16 protein-coding genes and 2 pseudogenes are annotated in these 18,281 nt (G+C 66.3%); 17 read left to right on the plus strand and 1 reads right to left on the minus strand.

From position 1 onward, the window contains the following. Positions 1 to 165 precede the first annotated feature (165 nt). The 12 genes and pseudogenes from HL671_RS29160 to HL671_RS29215 all read left to right on the plus strand — a co-directional run bounded on the left by HL671_RS29160 (position 166) and on the right by HL671_RS29215 (position 13,560). On the plus strand, positions 166 to 1,836 hold the full coding sequence (locus HL671_RS29160) for a ParB/RepB/Spo0J family partition protein (protein ID WP_172241039.1): 1,671 nt from the start codon (positions 166 to 168) through the stop codon (positions 1,834 to 1,836). 91 nt (positions 1,837 to 1,927) lie between these two features. Further along, positions 1,928 to 2,401, plus strand: coding sequence for a hypothetical protein (locus HL671_RS29165; RefSeq protein WP_172241042.1), 474 nt, complete (start codon positions 1,928 to 1,930; stop codon positions 2,399 to 2,401). Next, a complete protein-coding gene (locus HL671_RS29170; protein WP_172241045.1) occupies positions 2,398 to 3,273 on the plus strand; it encodes a DUF7007 domain-containing protein in 876 nt (291 codons plus the stop codon). The genes HL671_RS29165 and HL671_RS29170 overlap by 4 nt, the downstream gene beginning before the upstream one ends. Positions 3,274 to 3,481: 208 nt before the next feature. Next, positions 3,482 to 3,706, plus strand: coding sequence for a hypothetical protein (locus tag HL671_RS29175; RefSeq protein ID WP_172241048.1), 225 nt, complete (start codon positions 3,482 to 3,484; stop codon positions 3,704 to 3,706). Continuing rightward, positions 3,706 to 4,113, plus strand: a complete 408-nt coding sequence (locus tag HL671_RS29180) for a hypothetical protein (RefSeq protein ID WP_246705993.1) — start codon at positions 3,706 to 3,708, stop codon at positions 4,111 to 4,113. Before HL671_RS29175 ends, HL671_RS29180 begins: the two co-directional genes overlap by 1 nt. A gap of 464 nt (positions 4,114 to 4,577) precedes the next feature. Next, entirely contained in the window at positions 4,578 to 5,165 is a 588-nt protein-coding gene (locus HL671_RS29185) for a hypothetical protein (RefSeq protein WP_172241051.1), read from the plus strand. A 347-nt stretch (positions 5,166 to 5,512) separates the two neighbouring features. Next, a pseudogene (locus HL671_RS29190) lies at positions 5,513 to 6,229 on the plus strand (ArdC family protein); the annotation flags it as partial. Positions 6,230 to 6,622: 393 nt separating this feature from the next. Continuing rightward, a complete protein-coding gene (locus HL671_RS29195) occupies positions 6,623 to 7,978 on the plus strand; it encodes a tyrosine-type recombinase/integrase (protein WP_254985791.1) in 1,356 nt (451 codons plus the stop codon). After that, positions 7,975 to 9,816 (plus strand): hypothetical protein, encoded by a 1,842-nt coding sequence (locus HL671_RS29200; protein WP_172241057.1) that lies wholly within the window; start codon positions 7,975 to 7,977, stop codon positions 9,814 to 9,816. Before HL671_RS29195 ends, HL671_RS29200 begins: the two co-directional genes overlap by 4 nt. Next, on the plus strand, positions 9,816 to 11,978 hold the full coding sequence (locus tag HL671_RS29205; RefSeq protein ID WP_246705995.1) for a hypothetical protein: 2,163 nt from the start codon (positions 9,816 to 9,818) through the stop codon (positions 11,976 to 11,978). The genes HL671_RS29200 and HL671_RS29205 overlap by 1 nt, the downstream gene beginning before the upstream one ends. Continuing rightward, the gene (locus HL671_RS29210) at positions 11,975 to 12,415 is read left to right on the plus strand and encodes a hypothetical protein (RefSeq protein ID WP_089172863.1); all 441 of its coding nucleotides are present in this window, start codon (positions 11,975 to 11,977) and stop codon (positions 12,413 to 12,415) included. Before HL671_RS29205 ends, HL671_RS29210 begins: the two co-directional genes overlap by 4 nt. A gap of 221 nt (positions 12,416 to 12,636) precedes the next feature. Then, on the plus strand, positions 12,637 to 13,560 hold the full coding sequence (locus tag HL671_RS29215) for an ArdC family protein (protein WP_089172864.1): 924 nt from the start codon (positions 12,637 to 12,639) through the stop codon (positions 13,558 to 13,560). Positions 13,561 to 13,574: 14 nt separating this feature from the next. Here HL671_RS29215 and HL671_RS29220 read toward each other — a convergent pair whose 3' ends face one another. Continuing rightward, positions 13,575 to 14,003 (minus strand): MerR family transcriptional regulator, encoded by a 429-nt coding sequence (locus tag HL671_RS29220; protein WP_089172865.1) that lies wholly within the window; start codon positions 14,001 to 14,003, stop codon positions 13,575 to 13,577. 86 nt (positions 14,004 to 14,089) lie between these two features. On the opposite strand from HL671_RS29220, the gene HL671_RS29225 reads away from it, so the two are divergent. From HL671_RS29225 to HL671_RS29245, 5 genes and pseudogenes are all read left to right on the plus strand, one after another. After that, complete coding sequence (locus HL671_RS29225) at positions 14,090 to 14,515, plus strand: mercuric transporter MerT family protein (protein WP_089172952.1); 426 nt, start codon at positions 14,090 to 14,092, stop codon at positions 14,513 to 14,515. A gap of 23 nt (positions 14,516 to 14,538) precedes the next feature. Next, positions 14,539 to 14,826 (plus strand): heavy-metal-associated domain-containing protein, encoded by a 288-nt coding sequence (locus tag HL671_RS29230; RefSeq protein WP_089172866.1) that lies wholly within the window; start codon positions 14,539 to 14,541, stop codon positions 14,824 to 14,826. Position 14,827: 1 nt separating this feature from the next. Then, on the plus strand, positions 14,828 to 15,067 hold the full coding sequence (gene merF / locus HL671_RS29235) for a mercury resistance system transport protein MerF (RefSeq protein WP_089172867.1): 240 nt from the start codon (positions 14,828 to 14,830) through the stop codon (positions 15,065 to 15,067). Between the two features lie 4 nt (positions 15,068 to 15,071). Beyond that, positions 15,072 to 17,309, plus strand: a complete 2,238-nt coding sequence (gene merBA / locus HL671_RS29240) for a bifunctional organomercurial lyase/mercury(II) reductase MerBA (protein ID WP_089172868.1) — start codon at positions 15,072 to 15,074, stop codon at positions 17,307 to 17,309. Positions 17,310 to 17,435: 126 nt separating this feature from the next. Then, positions 17,436 to 17,651, plus strand: a pseudogene (locus HL671_RS29245) (zincin-like metallopeptidase domain-containing protein); the annotation flags it as partial. Positions 17,652 to 18,281 lie beyond the last annotated feature (630 nt).

Below are 18,281 nucleotides of genomic sequence, written 5' to 3' on the forward strand. Positions count from 1 at the left end.
CGCGCTCGCAAGGCGCTTCGCGCCCCGCTCGCGCCTGCCGGGCAGGGATGCTCGGCGGCAGTTGCGCCGCTCCGCCCGCCCTGCGGGCCGAGGGGATGTCTTCGAAAAGAAGACGAGAGGACCCCGAACGGGTGGTCCGCAACCCCTGAAAATGGAGAGCATCCCATGGAACTGATGATGGTCGATCCGCGCGCGCTGAAGGAGAATCCCGATCAGATGCGCCGCTCGAAATCTTCGCCGCAGGCCGATGCATTGCTGCTGGCATCGATCAAAGCCGTAGGCATCGTGCAGCCGCCGGTGATTTTGCCCGCGCGCGATGGTGGCAACGGCTACGTGATTCACTTCGGGCATCGCCGCGTCGCGCAGGCGATCGCCGCCGAGCTCGCCGAAATCCGTGTTCTCGTCGCGGACTCCGACGCGGATCATGACGCGATGCGCGCCCTCGTCGAAAACGTCGCGCGCGAACCGCTCAACCCCGTCGACCTCTGGCGTTCGATCGAGCGTCTGGTGGCGCTCGGTTGGACCGAAGAGTCGATCGCGCTGGCGCTCGCGTTGCCCGTGCGCCAGGTCCGCAAGTTAAGACTGCTCGCCAACGTGCTGCCGGCGATGCTTGACCAGATGGCGAAGGGCGACATGCCCGGCGAGCCGCAGCTCCGCGTTGTCGCCGCGGCGTCGATCGACGAACAGAGTGAGGTCTGGAAGAAATACAAGCCGCGGAAGGCAGATCCGCAGGTCTCCTGGAACGACGTCGCCCGCGCGCTCACCAAAACGCGCATGTATGCCCGCCACGCCAGCTTCGATGACGAGCTTGCCACGGCCTATGGCATCACATGGGTCGAGGACCTGTTCGCGCCGGCCGATGAGGACAGCCGCTACACGACCGCCGTAGAGGCCTTCCTCGGCGCGCAGAACGAGTGGATGACCAATCATCTGCCGAAGCGCGGCACGGTGATCGAGGTGAACGAGTGGGGCCAGCCCAAGTTGCCGGCCAAGGCCGAGCGCGTCTGGGGCAAGCCGGGGAAGTCCGACTGCACCGGCTGGTATCTCGATCGCGACGGCCAGATTCAGTCCGTCGCTTATCGCATGCCGCAGGTGAAGAAGGCGAAGGGCAAAGCCGGCGAGACAGAAGAGGCCGCAGCCGACGACATCGAAACCACGGCGAAGGCGCGGCCCGACGTGACGCGCAAGGGCATGGAGATGATTGGTGACCTGCGCACCGACGCCCTTCATGAAGCCCTCGCCCGGGCGCCGATCGAGGATGACACGCTCCTCGGGTTGCTCGTGCTGGCGTTCGCCGGCCAGAACGTCTCCATCGCGTCCGGCAACGCCGACGGCTATGCGCAAATTAGCCGACACGCCGCGCGACTGATCGGGGAGGACGGCAAACTCGCCTTCGATCGCGACACCCTGCAACAGGTCGCGCGTGCGACCCTGATCGACGTGCTGTCGTGCCGGGAGAATCGCTCGGACAGCGGCGTCGCGGCGCACATCGCAGGTGACGCTATCGGCGCAGATACGTTCTTGCCGAACATGGCTACGGACGACTTTCTGTCGTGCCTGTCACGCACCGCAATCGAGGCTGCGTGTAAGGACACCGCGGTCCTTCCCGCCCAACGGGTCAAGGACACGCGCGCGGCGCTCGTTCGGCACTACGCCGAGACCCGGTTCCTGCATCCGGCCGCGTTATTCGCTCCCGCGCCCGACAAGGTCGCCGCTTGGGCCGACAAACACGGCCGCGCCGAAGACGACGAGGAGTCCGGAGCTGACGCGTTCAACGAGTCCGACGAGGCCGAGGACGTGCAGCCGGCGGACGGATACGCCGAAGCGGCGGAATAACGACCCGCACCTCACCTTCCATCCGATCAATCCCCGCCGCCGGCTCCCCCGAGTCGGCGGCTTTCGTTCGCAAAGCCCACAGGAGGACATCATGTCCGCACAACACATCTACGGTTCTGCCCCGCTCGGCTCGATCATTCGCTATTCAGACGGCGCGCCGAAGCCACCCGCACGGTTCAAGCGCAAGCTTGCCGCATGGGAAAACAACAACAGCGGCGGCAGACTGGTCAAGAAAACTCCGTCTCGCGATATGCCGAGCTGTTTTCTACCCGCCGGCATCACGCTGCATCAGGGCGATTTCGGCAGCGCCGGCGTCGTCGTTCTCAGGGTCTACAAGACCTTCTCGGTCAACTGCGCCCTCAAGTTCATCGTGACCGAACCTCCGAACCCTGGCTCGGTTCGTGTTCTCGACCGCGAGGGCGAGGCGGCCGAGCTGCTCCATCTCGCCGCCGACCGCACCGCGGCGGAAGCATGGCTCGCGGCGCACCGCTATCCCGGCGCCGTGCTGGAAGACGTCACGACGGACGAGGTCGCTGCGGCTGCGATCGAAGGGAGGGCTGCATGAGCACGTTCTCCGATTCCACTGCGACGAACAACCAAACTCGTGCTCCGGCGGGGGTCACGTTCGCACGCACCCATGAAGGCCTGCTCGTGGCCGATGTCGGCGACAGTGCGTTTGCCTTGTTGCCCTGCTCGGATGGCCGGTTCTTCCTGGCGTCGGCCTGGCGTCTGCGCGGCCCGAAGGAGGAATGGAAGCGCTCGGACTTCTACGGTCACGGCGGTGATGTCGAAGACGAGACCGCTTTCCGAGCGCGTGTTGCGGAAAACGCCGAGCACGAGCGCCAGCGCACCGCCTTGGCGCGACGCGAAGTTTCCTCGCGCGCGTCGACTCCATGGGGCACTTCCCAGCATGCCACCATCTATGCCGACGGAGTCATCTGTTATTCGACGGCAAGCCATGGCGGCTTCCATCTCGATGCCGGTCATAACGCGACGGTCCATCCCGGCCTTCGCACGCCCGGCGGCTGGTATGAGGAAGATTGCGCCTGGGCGGCCGTGGCGCAGGGCTTTCCGGAGCTATTCACTGACTATGAGCGGCGCTGCGCGGATCGGACCATCCGCGATTGGCACCCGGACGCTTGGGAAGCGATCCACGGAAAGCGCCTCAAGCCCGGTGAATCTCACGAGAAGGATCGTCGCGCCTTTGAACGCGATCACGCATCCGACTGGATCGTGATTTCGGCGATCCGGTGCGACCGGTACGCCGACATGACCGAATGCGTCGCCACGCTGGGCGGCGATCGCGCCGCCCCCGAGCAGCGCCGCTACCTCGTCCCGTCCGACGAATATCACGTCGGTCGCTTCGGCTTCGTAATCGATGAGGCTCGCCACCGTCTCTACGCCGGTCCGTCGAGCATCATTGGCTGGAATCGGTGAGGTGCCACATGCCCTGGCAACTCATCGCCCTCGCCTTCGGATGGTGTGCGGCAACGGATCAAGACCGCGGCATGCCGCCCCTCGTTGTCTGGCACCCGCGCCTACGACGTCATTTCACGGGCGCCGACGCCTGGAAGCGCGCGGTCCGGTTGTCGGCGCGTGCGCCTGACACATCCCTTCCGTCGCCCTCAAAAGTCAGGAGGCGTCCATGAACCCTCAATTCATCACCGGTTACCTCTTCGTTGAGGCGCACGAGCACCCGCAGGGCGTCCTCATGGACGAGATGCGCATATACGCTAGGAAACGTTTGGCGTTGATCGACTGGGCGATAGTCGGCGACGACATTCCGTGGTCGATCGTGCGGGTCCCGCTCCTCGACGAGTATGCACCCGACAGGATAGCGTTTCCCCACTGGCCATGGAGGGCATTCTGATGTCGCTCACGCCTCAATCGGCCTTACTCCTACGCATGGAAAATGCACTTCTCGAGACAAGCCGTCATCTCGGCATCATTGAACGGCAGATCGAAGCTCGCGCCGAGCGCATGACGATCACGTCCTGCACCAAGCGCCGGCGGTCCGGCCGTCGCACCTCTAGATGGACACGCGCGGACGAACGGGCTTTCCGCGAAAACATCGCGGCGCTCGCCCTCACGCGGCGCGCCGAGATCGACGCGTTGATTCGCAAGCTCATGCGGCAAGAGAGCGCGATTGCGGCGTTCCGGCGGCGCCACGGGATCGAGCTTGCGCTCGGAGACCGGGAGGCAACAGCCTGCACCATGACGATTTTTGCGGGCTCATCGGCCAGCGCTTCTGCAGCGCAAGCCAGGCTCTCCGAGTGACCCTTGAGCTCCGACTCTCCGCTCTCCGCGTACTGCCACCGGCGTTCCCGGAGCAGAGCCTGCGAAGATGGCGTGCAGGTGGACACCTCGCGCGCCGCGGCAGGTAGAGGAAGAGCACGACGAACGCCAGTAAACCGGGCTGGTCATGGATGCATGTCATCTCGGCCTTCATCCTTTTTGGCGTCAACCCGTGCCGGCGCCCCCTCGGGTTTGCTGCGGTCTGAACCGTCGACGGCCCGCTTCAAGGGCAAGTCGCAGTCGATCGTCGCCCGCCGTCTCGTCATGGCCAGGCCGCGTCCTGCGCAGGGCCTGCGGCCCCGCTTGTCCGCAACCCGACCATGCTCGCCTTGACGGTCCACGCCCCTTGAAGCGGTCCGCTTGCGCCGGTTCTTCGCGACCGCACCCGAGGGGGCGCCGGCACGGGCCGATCGCCTCTCCCGGCGAAACCGAGAAAGGACCTCACCATGTCAAAGACCGCCCGTTCTCCTCGCTCATCTGCTGCCGTCGTTCCGCTCCGCCGCGGCACCACGCTCGAGATGGTCCGGCTCGCCTGTCCCGACGCCGCGCAGGCCAACCGCATCTCCGAGAGCTTCGGCCTTGCTACCCTCGACAGCGACGGCATCTGTGACCTCCACGAACGGCTCATCATTGAGACCGCCCAAGCGCTGAAAGACGGCTTGAGCGAGCGCGCCATGCAAATCCACCTGCAGCGCATCGTCGGCGCCTATGTCGGATCGGCCCACGGCGCCGGCCAGTTCTACTCCCGCGCAGTGACCGAAGCGCGTGACGCGACCGCCAAGCTTGCCAACGACAGCCGCGACGAAGATCTCGACGGTCCCGTTGGTTTCGACAGTGCCGCGCAGCGCAAACGAGAATTCGCAGCCGACATGGCCCTCCAGGCCCACGCGCTCCGCATGGCGGCCGAGGGGGCGGTCACCGCCTACGAGCAGATCGTTGGCGAAACCTGGAAGCCGTTCGAACGGCAGATCGAGCACGCCGGCGAGACCGTCGGTCGCAAGGCTGCCAAACTTCAGATGGAGTCCTTCAGCTAGCCATTCGGGCGGGGCATGGCCCCGCCCTTTTCACTCCCGACGAAAAGGCCGGTCCTCGCGGGCCGGCCTTTTCGCATGTCACGCGCGGCGGCGGCGCTGCAATCTGAAAACCAATAGAAAAGAGAAGGCCAGCCGACACCCATCGCGGCCCCGTCCCGGGTGATGGTCCTGCTTCGGCTGGTTTGTCCCCGCAACGGCTCCGCCGTCCTCCACTGCCTTGCGGCCCTCCCAACAAAATCCTGGTTCTGCGATCCGCACCGATCCGGGTGCGCGGACCTCCCAGTCCTGCGCGGGCGGACCCCGTGACGGGGCCGCGATGGGCGCGGCCTCCAACGGAGGTCATGATCATGAGCCGAAAAGAGGAAAAATCTCGCGCGGACATCTACGCGCGCATCACCGATCGCATTGTCGCCGATCTCGAGCGCGGCGTTCGTCCATGGACGCAGCCCTGGACGGTCGCCGATACCGCTGGCCGCATCACTCGGCCGCTCCGCTACAACGGCCAACCCTATAGCGGTGTGAACGTCATCCTGTTGTGGTCCGAGGCGGTCGCGCGCGGCTTCACCTCGCCGACATGGATGACCTTCAAACAGGCGGCCGAACTGGGCGGCCACGTCCGCAAAGGCGAGACGGGCAGCGTTGTGGTTTACGCCAGTCGGTTCACAAAGACCGAGACGGACGGCAATGGCGATGAGGTCGAGCGCGATGTCCCGTTCCTCAAGGCCTATACCGTCTTCTGCGTCGATCAGATCGATGGCCTGCCTGAGCACTATTACGGTCGGCCGGCGACGGTCTCGACGCCGATCGAGCGCAACGCGCACGCCGACGCGTTCTTCGCTAACACCGGCGCTGTCGTCCGACATGGCGGCATAATGGCGTTCTATGCGCCCTCCTCCGATCACATCCAGATGCCACCGCTCAAAAGTTTTCGCGACGCGGAGTCGTATGTCGCCGTCCGAGCGCATGAAACCGTTCACTGGACCGCTCCTTCCCACCGTGTCAACCGCGACCTCAGCCGCTACGGCAAGGACCGTAGCGAGCGCGCGCGCGAGGAACTGATCGCGTTATCCTGACACTGTGATCCTGTCTCAGAATCAGGCATGGGGAGGCATCATCGGCGGTTCCGATGAGGCTCTTCAGACGTCCGAGTCAAGCGTTCCCGCAGCGTAAGCGAGGACAACGCTTGACGCGGCGGCGACTCCACAAGCTTGTTCATGGGGTGCAGGCAAAGTCCTGCACCCCTGCCACGTGGCGAACGGGAGAGCGCGAGGGGAACCCCTCGCATTCCAAACAAAAGAGTTGCGCCGAAGGCGCTCCGTTCAGGTATCGTGCGTGCAGTTATATTNTTCCAAACAAAAGAGTTGCGCCGAAGGCGCTCCGTTCAGGTATCGTGCGTGCAGTTATATTTTACCGACCTTGGCGCTGTTTCGCGCCCGCTTTCCATAGATGGTTTCGCAGTGAACACTGCGCCCGGCGCGCTTGACACGGCCGAGCGCGCCGGGCTGATCGATGACATGCCCTTCATCCTGATGGATGACGGCAGCTACGATCTTGATCTCAACCGGTTCTTCCGCGCCTGTCCCGCTATGGGGGCGCGATCGCCGAACACGTGGCGCTCCTACGCACGCGATATTCTTGTTTGGGCACGCTTCCTCCACGAACGCCGCGGCGGCAAGACGGTCTGGCAGGCCGACCGCCATGACGTGTTGGCGTTTCATCGGGCACGGCGCCTGTCGGACGCCGCATACCGCATTTCGGCGTCGAGCTGGAACCGTTGCGTTGCCGCGCTTGACAAGCTTTATCGCTGGGCCGTTGAAGAGGAGATCATCACGACCTCGCCCTTCGGCTACGGCGTCGCGCTACGGCGGGCGTCGGGTAGGCGCGCCATGGTGGCCGTCACGACGAACCGGGCACGTGAGCGCGCAGCGCGTCGGCACGATACCCGATACATTGACCTCGGCCGCTACCTGCTTTTTCGCGACGTCGGGCTGAGAGGACGTCTGCCGGACGGTTCCGAGGATCCTGCGTGGCGTGGCCGCAATGGGGAGCGGAACGCCCTCTTCGCCGAGCTTCTCGTCACGACCGGTTTGCGGCTGACCGAGGCCGGCAGCCTGCTCCTGACGGAGCTTCCGCGCCTGACCGAGGCTGGATCGCGCTCAGCGCCGTTCGATCTTGCCGGTCCGATCGCCAAGGGCGGACGGCCACGGCGCATCCCTATTCCCCGCAGGGTGCTGAGGATGATCGCCGACTACATCGACTTCGAGCGCACGATTTCCGCCTCCCGGTCCGAACCGGCGCTGTCCGATCCGCTCTGGCTAATGCCGGTGGACAGGAAGGTAAGAGATGACGCAGGCAAGCGTGTTCGGGTCGACCGCCTGACGCCACGCGAGCGCCGGCGCGTGCTGATCGGTGCACCCGCTACGGCGCAGCATGCCGTGCTCTGGCTGACCGAATGCGGCCAGCCTGTCCCGCCGGCCACCTGGGAAGCTGCCTTCCGCCGGGCCTGCGTCCGCTGTCGTCGCTTCGGCATCGAGATCGACGTGACGCCGCATACCTTGCGGCATACCTTCGCCGGCAACATGCTCTCCATGCTGATCCGCGAGCAGATCGGCTCGGTGTTCGATCCGCAGGACCGGCACGGCGCGGCCTACCGGCGGATTCTCTGCGATCCGCTGCAGAAGCTGCAGCACCTGCTGGGGCACGCCAGCGTGACCAGCACCTACATCTATCTCGACAGCCTTGCCGAGGCGCAGGAGCTGGTCGAGGCGGCCGCGGATCGCTGGGCAGAAGATACGGCTGGAGATGCCGCATGATTGCCGCGATGACTGCCTTAAAGCGGTGGCCGGGCCGCCGTGCACTGTTTCCCGAAGCCTTGCCCGACCCCGAGGGTGAAGCCGTCGCTGCGATCGCGTCGCTGCGCTTCTCCGTCACGCTTGCGGACCGTAGCAAGACAATCGACCTGACGATGCTCAGCGGCCGCAGGGCGTTGGCCCGGAGTTTTGCCGGTGCTCTCTGGCGCGCCTGCCAGGTCGGCGGTCCGGCCGGCTCGATCTCGACCGCTTCCGCCTATGCCAATGCGCTTAAGACGTTCTGGCGGTATCTCGACGCCGTTAGTCCCCACGTCGTCAGATTGTCCGACGTGAGCGCCGCCTGCATCGACGGCTTCGACGCCTGGATGGAGGAGAGCGGCCTGCATCCCAATCACCGGCTGCGCCGGATGAGCAAGGTGCTCAACTTGCTGCGGCTCGCCGAAGCCGCCGAGCCCGGCCGCCTGCCGCCCGATGCCTCGCGGCGCTTGATGTACACGAGCGACCGGCCGGGCGTGCGCGCCCGGCCGCGTGATGCCTATGGCGACGATATCGCGAAGGCGTTGCGGACCGCGGCACGCACCGATCTGGCCGCCATCATCCGTCGCTTCGCTGACGCAGATCGAATGCCGACGGTCGAGGACGCCTTTCGAAGCAGCGCGCTCGCGGCGGCACACGAAGCGGCCATGGCGGCGATCGATGCGGAAGGCGTCATTGGGCACAGGCATCCTCTCTTCAAGCGGCTCTACACACTCCGCCGTGAGAGCGGCTTGCCGAACGATCGCCTGATCCACGATCTGCATGGCCGCCGGCACCTGCTCGCCGCCGACCTCGTGTCGCTCATAGTCCTTGTCTCGCTCGACACGGGGCTCGAGATCGAAGCGATCAAGGACCTGCGGGCAGATTGCCTGAAGAATCCGGCGGGTGGCTATGTCGAGATTGAGTATTGTAAGCGGCGGGCGCGCGGCGCTGAGTGGAAGCGGCTGCGCGTGCGCGACGGCGGTTCCTCGACTCCGGGCGGTCTGATCCGCAAGGTGCTGCAGTGGACCGGCCCGGCGCGAGACCGGCTCGGCGCCGATACGCTCTGGGTCCACTACGCCTGGGGCCGCTTGATCCCGCGCGTGCTTGGCATGAAGGAGCCTGTGGCTTCATGGACCCGCCGGCATGACATCCGCGATGAACAGGACCAGCCCCTTCGTCTCAACCTGACTCGCCTGCGCAAGACTCACAAGGCGGCATGGTACCGGCGCACGGGCGGCCAGCTCGAGCGCTTTGCCGTTGGGCACAGCACCGCGGTTGCGGCCAATCACTACGCCGACATTCCCGCGCTTCGCCATATTCACGAAGCCACGATCGCCGACGCCATGAGCGATGCGCTTGACGCAGCCCTGCGTCCCTGCGTGCTGTCGCCGGACGAGGAAGCGGCCGTCCGGGTCGATCCCGACCACGCGACCGGTCTTCCCATTTCCGGCGCCGCCGCTGTCACCGCGTTGCTCCGCGGCGAACAGGATGTCTGGCTCGCCAGTTGCGGCGGGTTCTACGCGAGCCCGTTCGGCCCAGAGGGCGAAGCCTGTCCGTCGCCCTTTTGGGGCTGTCTCGAATGCAGCAACGCGGTGATCACGGCCCGCAAGCTGCCCGCGCTGCTGTCGTTCCTCAGCTTTATCAGGACGCAGAGACAAGCGCTCACCGAAGCCGACTGGACGACCAAGTTCGGCCGCGTTCATGGCCGGATCGCCGATCAGATCCTGCCCCGGTTCAGCGAAGCCGAGATTGATGAGGCGCGACAGGCTGCGGCTGCGGACCCGAGGCTGATCTACCTTCCGCCTGAAGCGGGAGCGCCATGATGCCAGCACCGATCACACTTCCAGCCAGACCTTCTTTGCCCTCGGTCATTTACAGTGACGACGAGCCCGTGCTCGCCGGCGTCGCAATCAGGGACGATGCCGACCGCGCGCAGCTCCACCGTTTCGGTGACGATCACTGGGATTTGAGCGCCGCCATCTTCCGGGTGAACGCGCGCTACAGCAATTACCGGCTCAACTTCGCCCGCATCGCCGATCCGGTCACGCGCCGTCTGGCGAAAGAGTATGTAATCGCCCGTCTGCGCATCCACTTGCCGGGATATCGTGCGCCCTGCGGCGCGACCTCGGCGATCCGGCTTCTGCGCTACATCCAGCACTTTGCCGCGTTCCTTCGGACGCAGCTCGGCGCCGTCGACCTCGGCCGAGTGGATCCGGCTTTGCTCGACGCCTATCTGGTGCATGCCCGCGACGGCGGCCGGAGAACGCCCCACGAGACGGTGAAGTATGTCGAGGTGCCGATTGACCTGCACCACCTGGCGCCGTGGCTGACCGGCGGCGGTATCGGCTTTCTGCCGTGGCGCGGGCGCGCCGCGCACCGTGTCGCCGGCCGGCCGCCGGCGCCTGCCGAGAACGCCACGCCGCGCATTCCCGAGCCGGTCATCGGCGCCATGCTTCGCTGGGCGCTCAAGTATGTTGAGATCTATGCACCCGACATTCTCGCGGCGCGGGCGGAGCTGGATGCTCTCGAGGCCCGCTGCGCCCGGCTGATGGCGCGGGATCAGCAGACCGGACGGGCCGTCGCCAGGACCTATCGGGCCCGCGTGGCGAAGTGGCTCGACGCGCGCCGGGCTGCCGGCCGGGGTATCCCGATCTGGGAGCGCGCGCCCAACGCCGCCCGCCGGATCGATCCGCTGACCGGCCAGGAGCTGCCACCCTACAATCTGCACTTGATGCGGCTGCACGCCGGTGCGCCGGAGAGCGGCCGCGTCAGCCAGTCCGAGGCGACCGCGCGACTGATCGAGGAGATGGCTGCCGAGCTCGGAACCGAGGTTGGCGGTCTCGATACGCCGATCTCCATTGATCCGGACACCGGCCTGTCATGGCGCGAGCGCTTCGACGGCCTCAGTCTCGCCCGCGAGGAGCGGATGCTGCAGGGCGCCTGCTATATCGTCTGCGCCTATCTCACCGGCATGCGCGACAGCGAGGTGCAGGCGATGCAGCCGGGCTGCGTGTCGCCGGTGCGTAGCGGCGACGGCCTGGTCGAACGCTATCGGGTGCGCAGCACCGTCTACAAGCGCCATGGCCCGCGCGGCGTGACGGCCGACTGGATCACCATTGAGCCGGTCGCCCGCGCCGTGGAAGTCATGGAGGTGCTCTCGGCGCGCAATCGCAAGGAGAAGGGACTCTCGTCCCTGTGGGTGACGCTGAAGGATTGGCCCTGGAGCGCCGATCACCTCGGCATGGGCGCAACGGCAACGCTCAATCTGTTCCGCGACGGCCTGGACGCGCGTTCGGAAGGCGGACCAGCGATCCCGCGCCCCGGCGACGAGCCGTGGAAGTTCACGACGCGGCAGCTGCGCCGCACAATTTCCTGGTACATCGCCAACCGGCCGTTCGGCACCATCGCCGGCAAGATCCAGTACAAGCACGCCTCGGTCGCCATGTTCGAAGGTTATGCCGGATCGGCGCGGGCCGACTTCCGCCTCGCCGTCGAGCGCGAGCGCGCGCTCGGCCAGCTCGACGACATTGTCGCCCATTACGAGGCCTATCTGCGCGACGAAGGTCCGGCCGGACCGGGTGCGGCGCGATTGCGACGGGAGTTCGCCCGCGTCCACGACGAGATCGGTGATCTTCCCGGCCGGATCATGGACCGCAAGCGGTTGCGCACCACGCTCGCCCATCTCGGACGGACGTTGCATGTCGGCTTCCTCAATGACTGCCTCTTCGATGCGGCGACCGCCCTCTGCCTCACGGACGTGGCGGATCCCGAGCGAACGGCGCCGGCGCTTTCCCGATGCAGTCCCGATCGCTGCCCGAACGCCTGTCTGACCGCCCGGCATCGCGAGCCGTGGCAGGCCTCGATCGCCGAGGGCGAAGGGCTGCTTGCCGACCGGCGCCTGTCGCCGTTGCAACGCGAAGCCATCGCGCGCGACAACGAACGCAAACGCCGGCTCATCGCACCCCTGATAGAGGGCGCCGCATGAGCGCGCTCGGCCCGAAGAGCGAGGCGGCGCTGCGGGCGGCGATGGCACGGCTGCTCGACGGCCGCCCCGAGCGCACCGACGGCGCGCTGACCGTCGCCAACCTGGCGCGCGAGGCCGGAGTCAGCCGGGCGACGGCGAACCGTGCGGTCGATGTTCTCGCCGAGTTCCGTGCCGCCGAAGCACGCCACCGGCGAGCCACTCCGAGAGCCCTCAAGGAGCGCATCCGCGCGCTCGAGGCCGAGCTGCGCGCCGTGCGCGGCGCCGAGATCGCCGAGCTGCGCGGCCTCGCCCGCACGCTCGCCCAGCACATCCAGGTGCTGACGCTGCAGATCGCCGAGCGGGATGCGGTGATAGCCGGTCTGCAGGACGAGCTTGACCGATCGCGCGAGGCCAAGGTCGTCGCGCTGCGACGCCCGCCGCGAGACGGCGCCGGCTGAGAGCCGCGCAACTGCCTATCGTCGACCGGTCTTGCGGTCGTCGGTCATGGGTGCCTCTTCAAGCTCGCCCGTCGAGGCAGGGGCTCGGGTGTGGCAGACGCTGCCAGCCCATCAACCCTGTTCCGCACCAGCACCGAGAACAGGGTGTGACGGGCCGGCCCCCCCGCGTCTGCCCCTGCCGCCTCGCCCTCGACGGAGAGGGCGAGCTGAAGGAGGCACCCATGACCACAGATCGCAGCAACTCGACCCGGACTGATATCTACGAGCGTGTCACCAGCCAGATCATCGCCGCCATCGAAGCCGGCGCCGGCGACTACCGGATGCCGTGGCATCACGACGGATCGGCCATCACCACGCCGGTCAACGTCGCCTCGTGCAAGGCCTATCGTGGCGTCAACATCCTCTCGCTCTGGGCCGCGGCGCACGCGGCCGGCTATCCCGCCGGCATTTGGGGCACCTACCGCCAATGGCAGGCGCTCGGCGCCCAGGTTCGCAAGGGCGAACGCGGCCATCTGGTCGTGTTCTGGAAGACCACCGATCGCGGCGATGCGGACGCCCAACACGGCGACGAGGATCGCGACGAGCCCGCCCGGCGGATGTTCGCCCGCGGCTACACCGTCTTCAACTGCGCGCAGGTCGACGGCTACACACCGCCCGAGACGCCGGAGCTGCCCGAGGTCGAGCGGATCGAGCGGGCCGAACGGTTCTGCGCGGCCCTCGGCATCGACATCCGCCACGGCGGACCGCAGGCCTACTACCGCCCGTCTACCGACCAGGTGCAGATGCCGGAGTTCGCCTGCTTCCGCGACGCGGTCGCCTACTACGCCGTGTTGCTGCATGAATGCGGCCACGCTTCCGGCGCCAGGCATCGCCTCGACCGCGATCTTTCCGGACGCTTCGGCTCGGCCGCCTACGCGATGGAGGAATGCACGGTCGAGCTCTTGAGCGCGATGATCTGCGCCGATCTCAACCTGAGCGTCGAGCCGCGACCCGACCACGCCCGTTACATCGCCTCCTGGCTCAAGGTGCTGCGTTCCGACTCGCGCGCCATCTTCACCGCCGCGAGCAAGGCGCAGGAGATCACCGACTGGATGCACGCGCAGCAGGTCGGCGATCGCCAGCACGAGGTCCGGGGCGCCGCATAGGCGCCCCTGCTCGATCAGTTGACGGTTCGCTCCTGGAACAGTGTCTCGATCAGCGGACACTCCGGGAGCGTGCCGTCGCCGCACTGGGCAACGACGTCCTCGAGCACCCGCTCCATGCGCCTTAGGTCGGCGATCTTCGCCCGGACGTCGGCAAGGTGGACGGCAGCGACATCGCGTGCTTCGGCACAGGGCCGGTCGCGCTCGTCAACGAGACGCAGGAGCTCACGGATTTCGTCAAGCGAGAACCCGAGCTCGCGCGCCCGCAAAACGAAGCGAAGCCGCCGCTCGTGAGTGCTGTTGTAGCTGCGATAGCCGCTCGCCGTGCGCGGCGGCTCGGGCAGAAGGCCGACCTTCTCATAATAGCGCACCGTCTCCAGATTGCAGCCCGTCCGCCGGGCGAGCTCGGCCCGCTGTATGCCCTTCATCCCGGCGTGATCGCCCATCGCAAAAAGCCCTCTTGACTCTGTAGTTGCTACAGACTGCACACTAGCGCCTGGATAGGAATTCGGCAAGGAAAGCGAGTCCTGACATGAATGCATCGCGATATGGACCAGCAGACATTGCACCGACTGCAGCGAAGCTGACGACGCCCGAGCAGAATGAGGTCCGGCGGCAGCGCCTGGTCGCAGTCGGCGGTATTCTCGGCGCCATCGGCGCCTCGTCCTGCTGCATCATTCCACTCATCCTGTTCAGCCTTGGTATCAGCGGTGCCTGGATTGGCAATCTGACGGCACTTGCCCCCTACAAGCCCTTCTTCGTCGCTGGGACGACAGGCGTTCTCGGCTACGGCTTTTACCTCGTCTACTGGAAGCCACGGCGAGCCTGCGCCGACGGCGAAGCCTGCACACGCCCCGCCCCCAGCCGCCTCGTCCAGATCGGACTCTGGATGGCAACGGTTCTCGTCGTTGCTGCCTTCGCCTTCGACTACGTTGCTCCGCTGCTGCTTTCCGCCTGATACCGAAAGGAGAGCCTCCCCCTATGAAGAGTTTGAGCGTTTGCACCCTGATCGGCTCGCTGATGCTGGCCCCTGCCGCCTGGGCCGGCGAGCGCACCATCACCTTCGCCGTCGACAACATGACCTGCGCCACGTGTCCCTACATTGTGAAGACCACGATGGCGGCGGTCCCCGGCGTCGCGAATGTGACCGTCTCCTTCGAGGCGAAGACCGCGACTGTCACCTTCGACGATGCGAAGACGAACCCCGATGCCATCGCGGCCGCCAGCATGAATGCCGGTTATCCGGCCCACCCGAGGCAGGGCAGTTGACATGAACGACCTTGCCCTGGTCCGCACCGGCGTGGCGGGCGGCATAATAGCTGCGATCTGCTGCGTGACACCCATTCTTGCCGTCCTGCTGCCGCTCGTCGGTCTGGGCGCGTGGCTCGTCAGCGCGGATCTGATGGCGTTTTCACTGCTGGCCGTCAGCCTGGGACTCATAGCGTGGGGCCTCTACCGCCGCCGGGCGAATGCGGCCTGCGGCGAGAGCAAGAACCACAAGGAAGCCTGAAGCCATGAACGATTGCTGTGCATCCTCCTCCCGGGACAAACCTGCCGTTTCTCAGCCCGCGACACTGCCGAGCTTCGCCGTGCGGCCCGATGTTACGTTTCCGGACTGGTCGGCCGTCACATTGCCGGCGGTCCGAGACGCCTTGCAGGCGATGGTCGGCTCCGACCACGTGCTCAATCGCTGGAGCGGCTACGATCCCACCACGGACCGCGTGCGCGTTGCGTTGCTCCAGCTCTACGCCGAAGACGGGCAGGCCCCGGCTATAGGCGCGCTTGCGGAACGTGCAAGTTTGAGCGAGACGGCCATCTGGCCGTTGCTCGCAGAACTTCGCCGGCGCGACCTCGTCGTTCTCGACGGCGAGCAGATCGTCGGTGCCTATCCCTTCACCGACCGCGACACCGGCCATCGGGTCACGCTGGACGGACATGTTCTCAACGCCATGTGCGCGGTCGACGCGCTCGGCATCGGCGCCATGACCGGTCGTGACGTCGCGATCGCCTCGCAATGCCGCCATTGCGGCGCGCCGATCCGGATCACGACGCGTGAGCGAGGACGGGCGCTGGCCGCCGTCGCGCCGTCGACGGCCGTCATGTGGCAAAGTGTCCGCTATGAAGGCGGCTGCGCCGCGAGCTCGCTCTGCGCGACGACCGCCTTCTTCTGCTCGGACGAGCATCTCTCCCTCTGGCGCGACGAACGTTCTGCCGACAAGCCGGGTTTCCGGCTGTCGATCGAGGAAGGACTGCAGGCTGGCCGCGCTCTGTTCGGGCCGAGCCTTGCTGGACTCGATACGGCGTCGAAGAGCACGGCGGTCGCAAGCCGCCCCTTCCCGGCCAACGGCCGCAATGGTGGCACCTACGACCTCGTCGTGATTGGCGCCGGCTCGGCCGGCTTCTCTGCCGCGATCACCGCCGCTGATCAGGGCGCCCAAGTCGCGCTGATCGGCAGTGGTACCATCGGCGGCACCTGCGTCAATGTCGGCTGCGTACCATCGAAGACCCTCATCCGCGCCGCTGAGACGCTGCACAACGCTCGCGTGGCAGCCCGTTTTGCCGGCATCACAGCCGAGGCCGAACTGGCCGACTGGCGCGGAACCGTTCGTCAGAAGGACGCGCTGGTTTCGGAGCTGCGCCGGGCCAAGTATGTCGACCTGCTCCCCGCCTACAACGGCATCGCGTATCGCGATGGGCCGGCGCGCCTCGTCGACGACGGTGTCGAGGTGAATGGTACACGCATTCCGGCCGGCAAAATCATCATCGCTACCGGCGCGCGGCCGGCAATCCCCGCCATCCCTGGGATCGAGACCGTGCCGTATCTGACCAGCACGTCGGCGCTCGAGCTTGAGAAGCTGCCGTCCTCACTGCTCGTCATCGGCGGCGGCTATATCGGCGCGGAACTCGCCCAGATGTTCGCCCGTGCCGGCGTCAAGGTGACGCTCGTCTGTCGCTCGCGACTGTTGCCTGAGGCCGAGCCGGAGATCGGCGCGGCGCTGACGGGGTATTTCGAGGACGAAGGGATCACTGTCGTCTCCGGCATCGCCTACCGTACGATCCGCAAGACTGAGGGCGGCGTTTCACTGACCGTTACGCGCGACGGCGAGGATATTGCTGTCGGCGCCGATCAGGTGCTGATTTCCACCGGCCGCACGCCCAACATCGAAGGCCTCGGGTTTGCCGAGCACGGGATTGCCATCTCGCCGAAGGGCGGCATCGTCGTCGATGACCGCATGCGCACGACGCGCGCTGGCATCTATGCCGCCGGCGACGTCACCGGCCGCGACCAGTTCGTCTACATGGCTGCCTACGGTGCCAAGCTCGCGGCCAAGAACGCCCTTAACGGCGACAGCCTGCGCTATGACAACAGCGCCATGCCGGCGATCGTGTTCACCGATCCGCAGGTGGCGAGCGTCGGGCTGATCGAGGCCGCAGCGCGCGCCGCCGGGCATGCGGTCCGCGTCTCGACGATCGGTCTCGACCAGGTGCCCCGTGCGCTTGCCGCCCGCGACACACGTGGGCTCATCAAGCTCGTCGCCGACGCCGGCAGCGGCCGGCTGCTTGGCGCGCACATCCTCGCGCCGGAAGGCGCCGACAGCATCCAGACCGCAACACTGGCAATCCGGCAGGGGCTCAGCGTCGACGATCTGGCGGACACGATCTTTCCGTACCTCACCACCGTCGAGGGCCTGAAGCTCGCGGCGCTAGCCTTCGACAGGGACGTCGCCAAGCTGTCCTGCTGCGCCGGTTGAATAGTGGCAAGGGCCTCTGAGCACCCCTCGAATCTGTCTCACGCGTCGAGATCGATCGGAAGCGTGTGGATTTTCAGACAAATGCCGCCGAAAAATCCGCCTGAGACAGGTTGACTGTTCAGATAAGTCGCCGAACTCGGGAGTTGCTTCCTGTGCGCGGACCTCGGCATCGTGCCCGAACTCGAACCGCGCCCGGATCACGCGAGCTACCTCGCGTCCTGGATGGAGGTCATGTCAAACGAGAAGCGCTTCATCTTCGCGGCGGCCGCGCATGCGCAACGCGCCGTTGCCTATCTGCACGGCCTTCAACCGAAGGCGTTCGAGGTCGGGGAGGCTGCATGATGAGCAGACAGCGTGGCGATCGTCCAGTCCACAACCCTCGCTCCTATGGCCGCGCACGGCATCATCGATCCGATGCCAGACTATGCGGTCTTCGCAGACACCGGCTGAAAGCCGACCGTCGTTTACGATCACCTCGCCTAGCTGACATCGCCGAATGTATTGCCCTTTCCTGTCTGCATCGTATCGGCGGGGCGACATTCGCGAGAATCTGATCAGCGCCGCTCGCGGCCAGCGCGGGGCATCCATCCCCGTGCGTGCCGTGAACCGGCCTCGCCCTTGCGGTTCTCGCCGGGGTTCTCCTCCCGTAAATGTCGTGACCCGATACGCGGCCTTACCGAAACTTCCTTCGGGGGCGCGTTCCGGCGCTAACGGGTCGTCGCTCTATCGAGCGAACGTCGCTCCCATCCGCAGTCTCGTTTGATAGGCCGCGCCCTGACGCCTGATGGAGAAGCGGCGCGGTCGTTCATTTTCAGTCGAGGTCTCGACCAGCGGGGCTTGAAACGTTGTGAGGTGTCCGCTGTTGGTTAAATGCGCGTCCGTCGCCCTGGCCCCGAAGGTCGCTGTCGTGTCACCCGGCCGTTTCATCAGTCTCGCCCACGGCGTCCTCGATTTGGCATGTCTGACCGAAGG

The organism is Bradyrhizobium denitrificans, from assembly GCF_013179005.1.
GTDB classification, from domain to species: Bacteria; Pseudomonadota; Alphaproteobacteria; order Rhizobiales; family Xanthobacteraceae; genus Bradyrhizobium; species Bradyrhizobium denitrificans.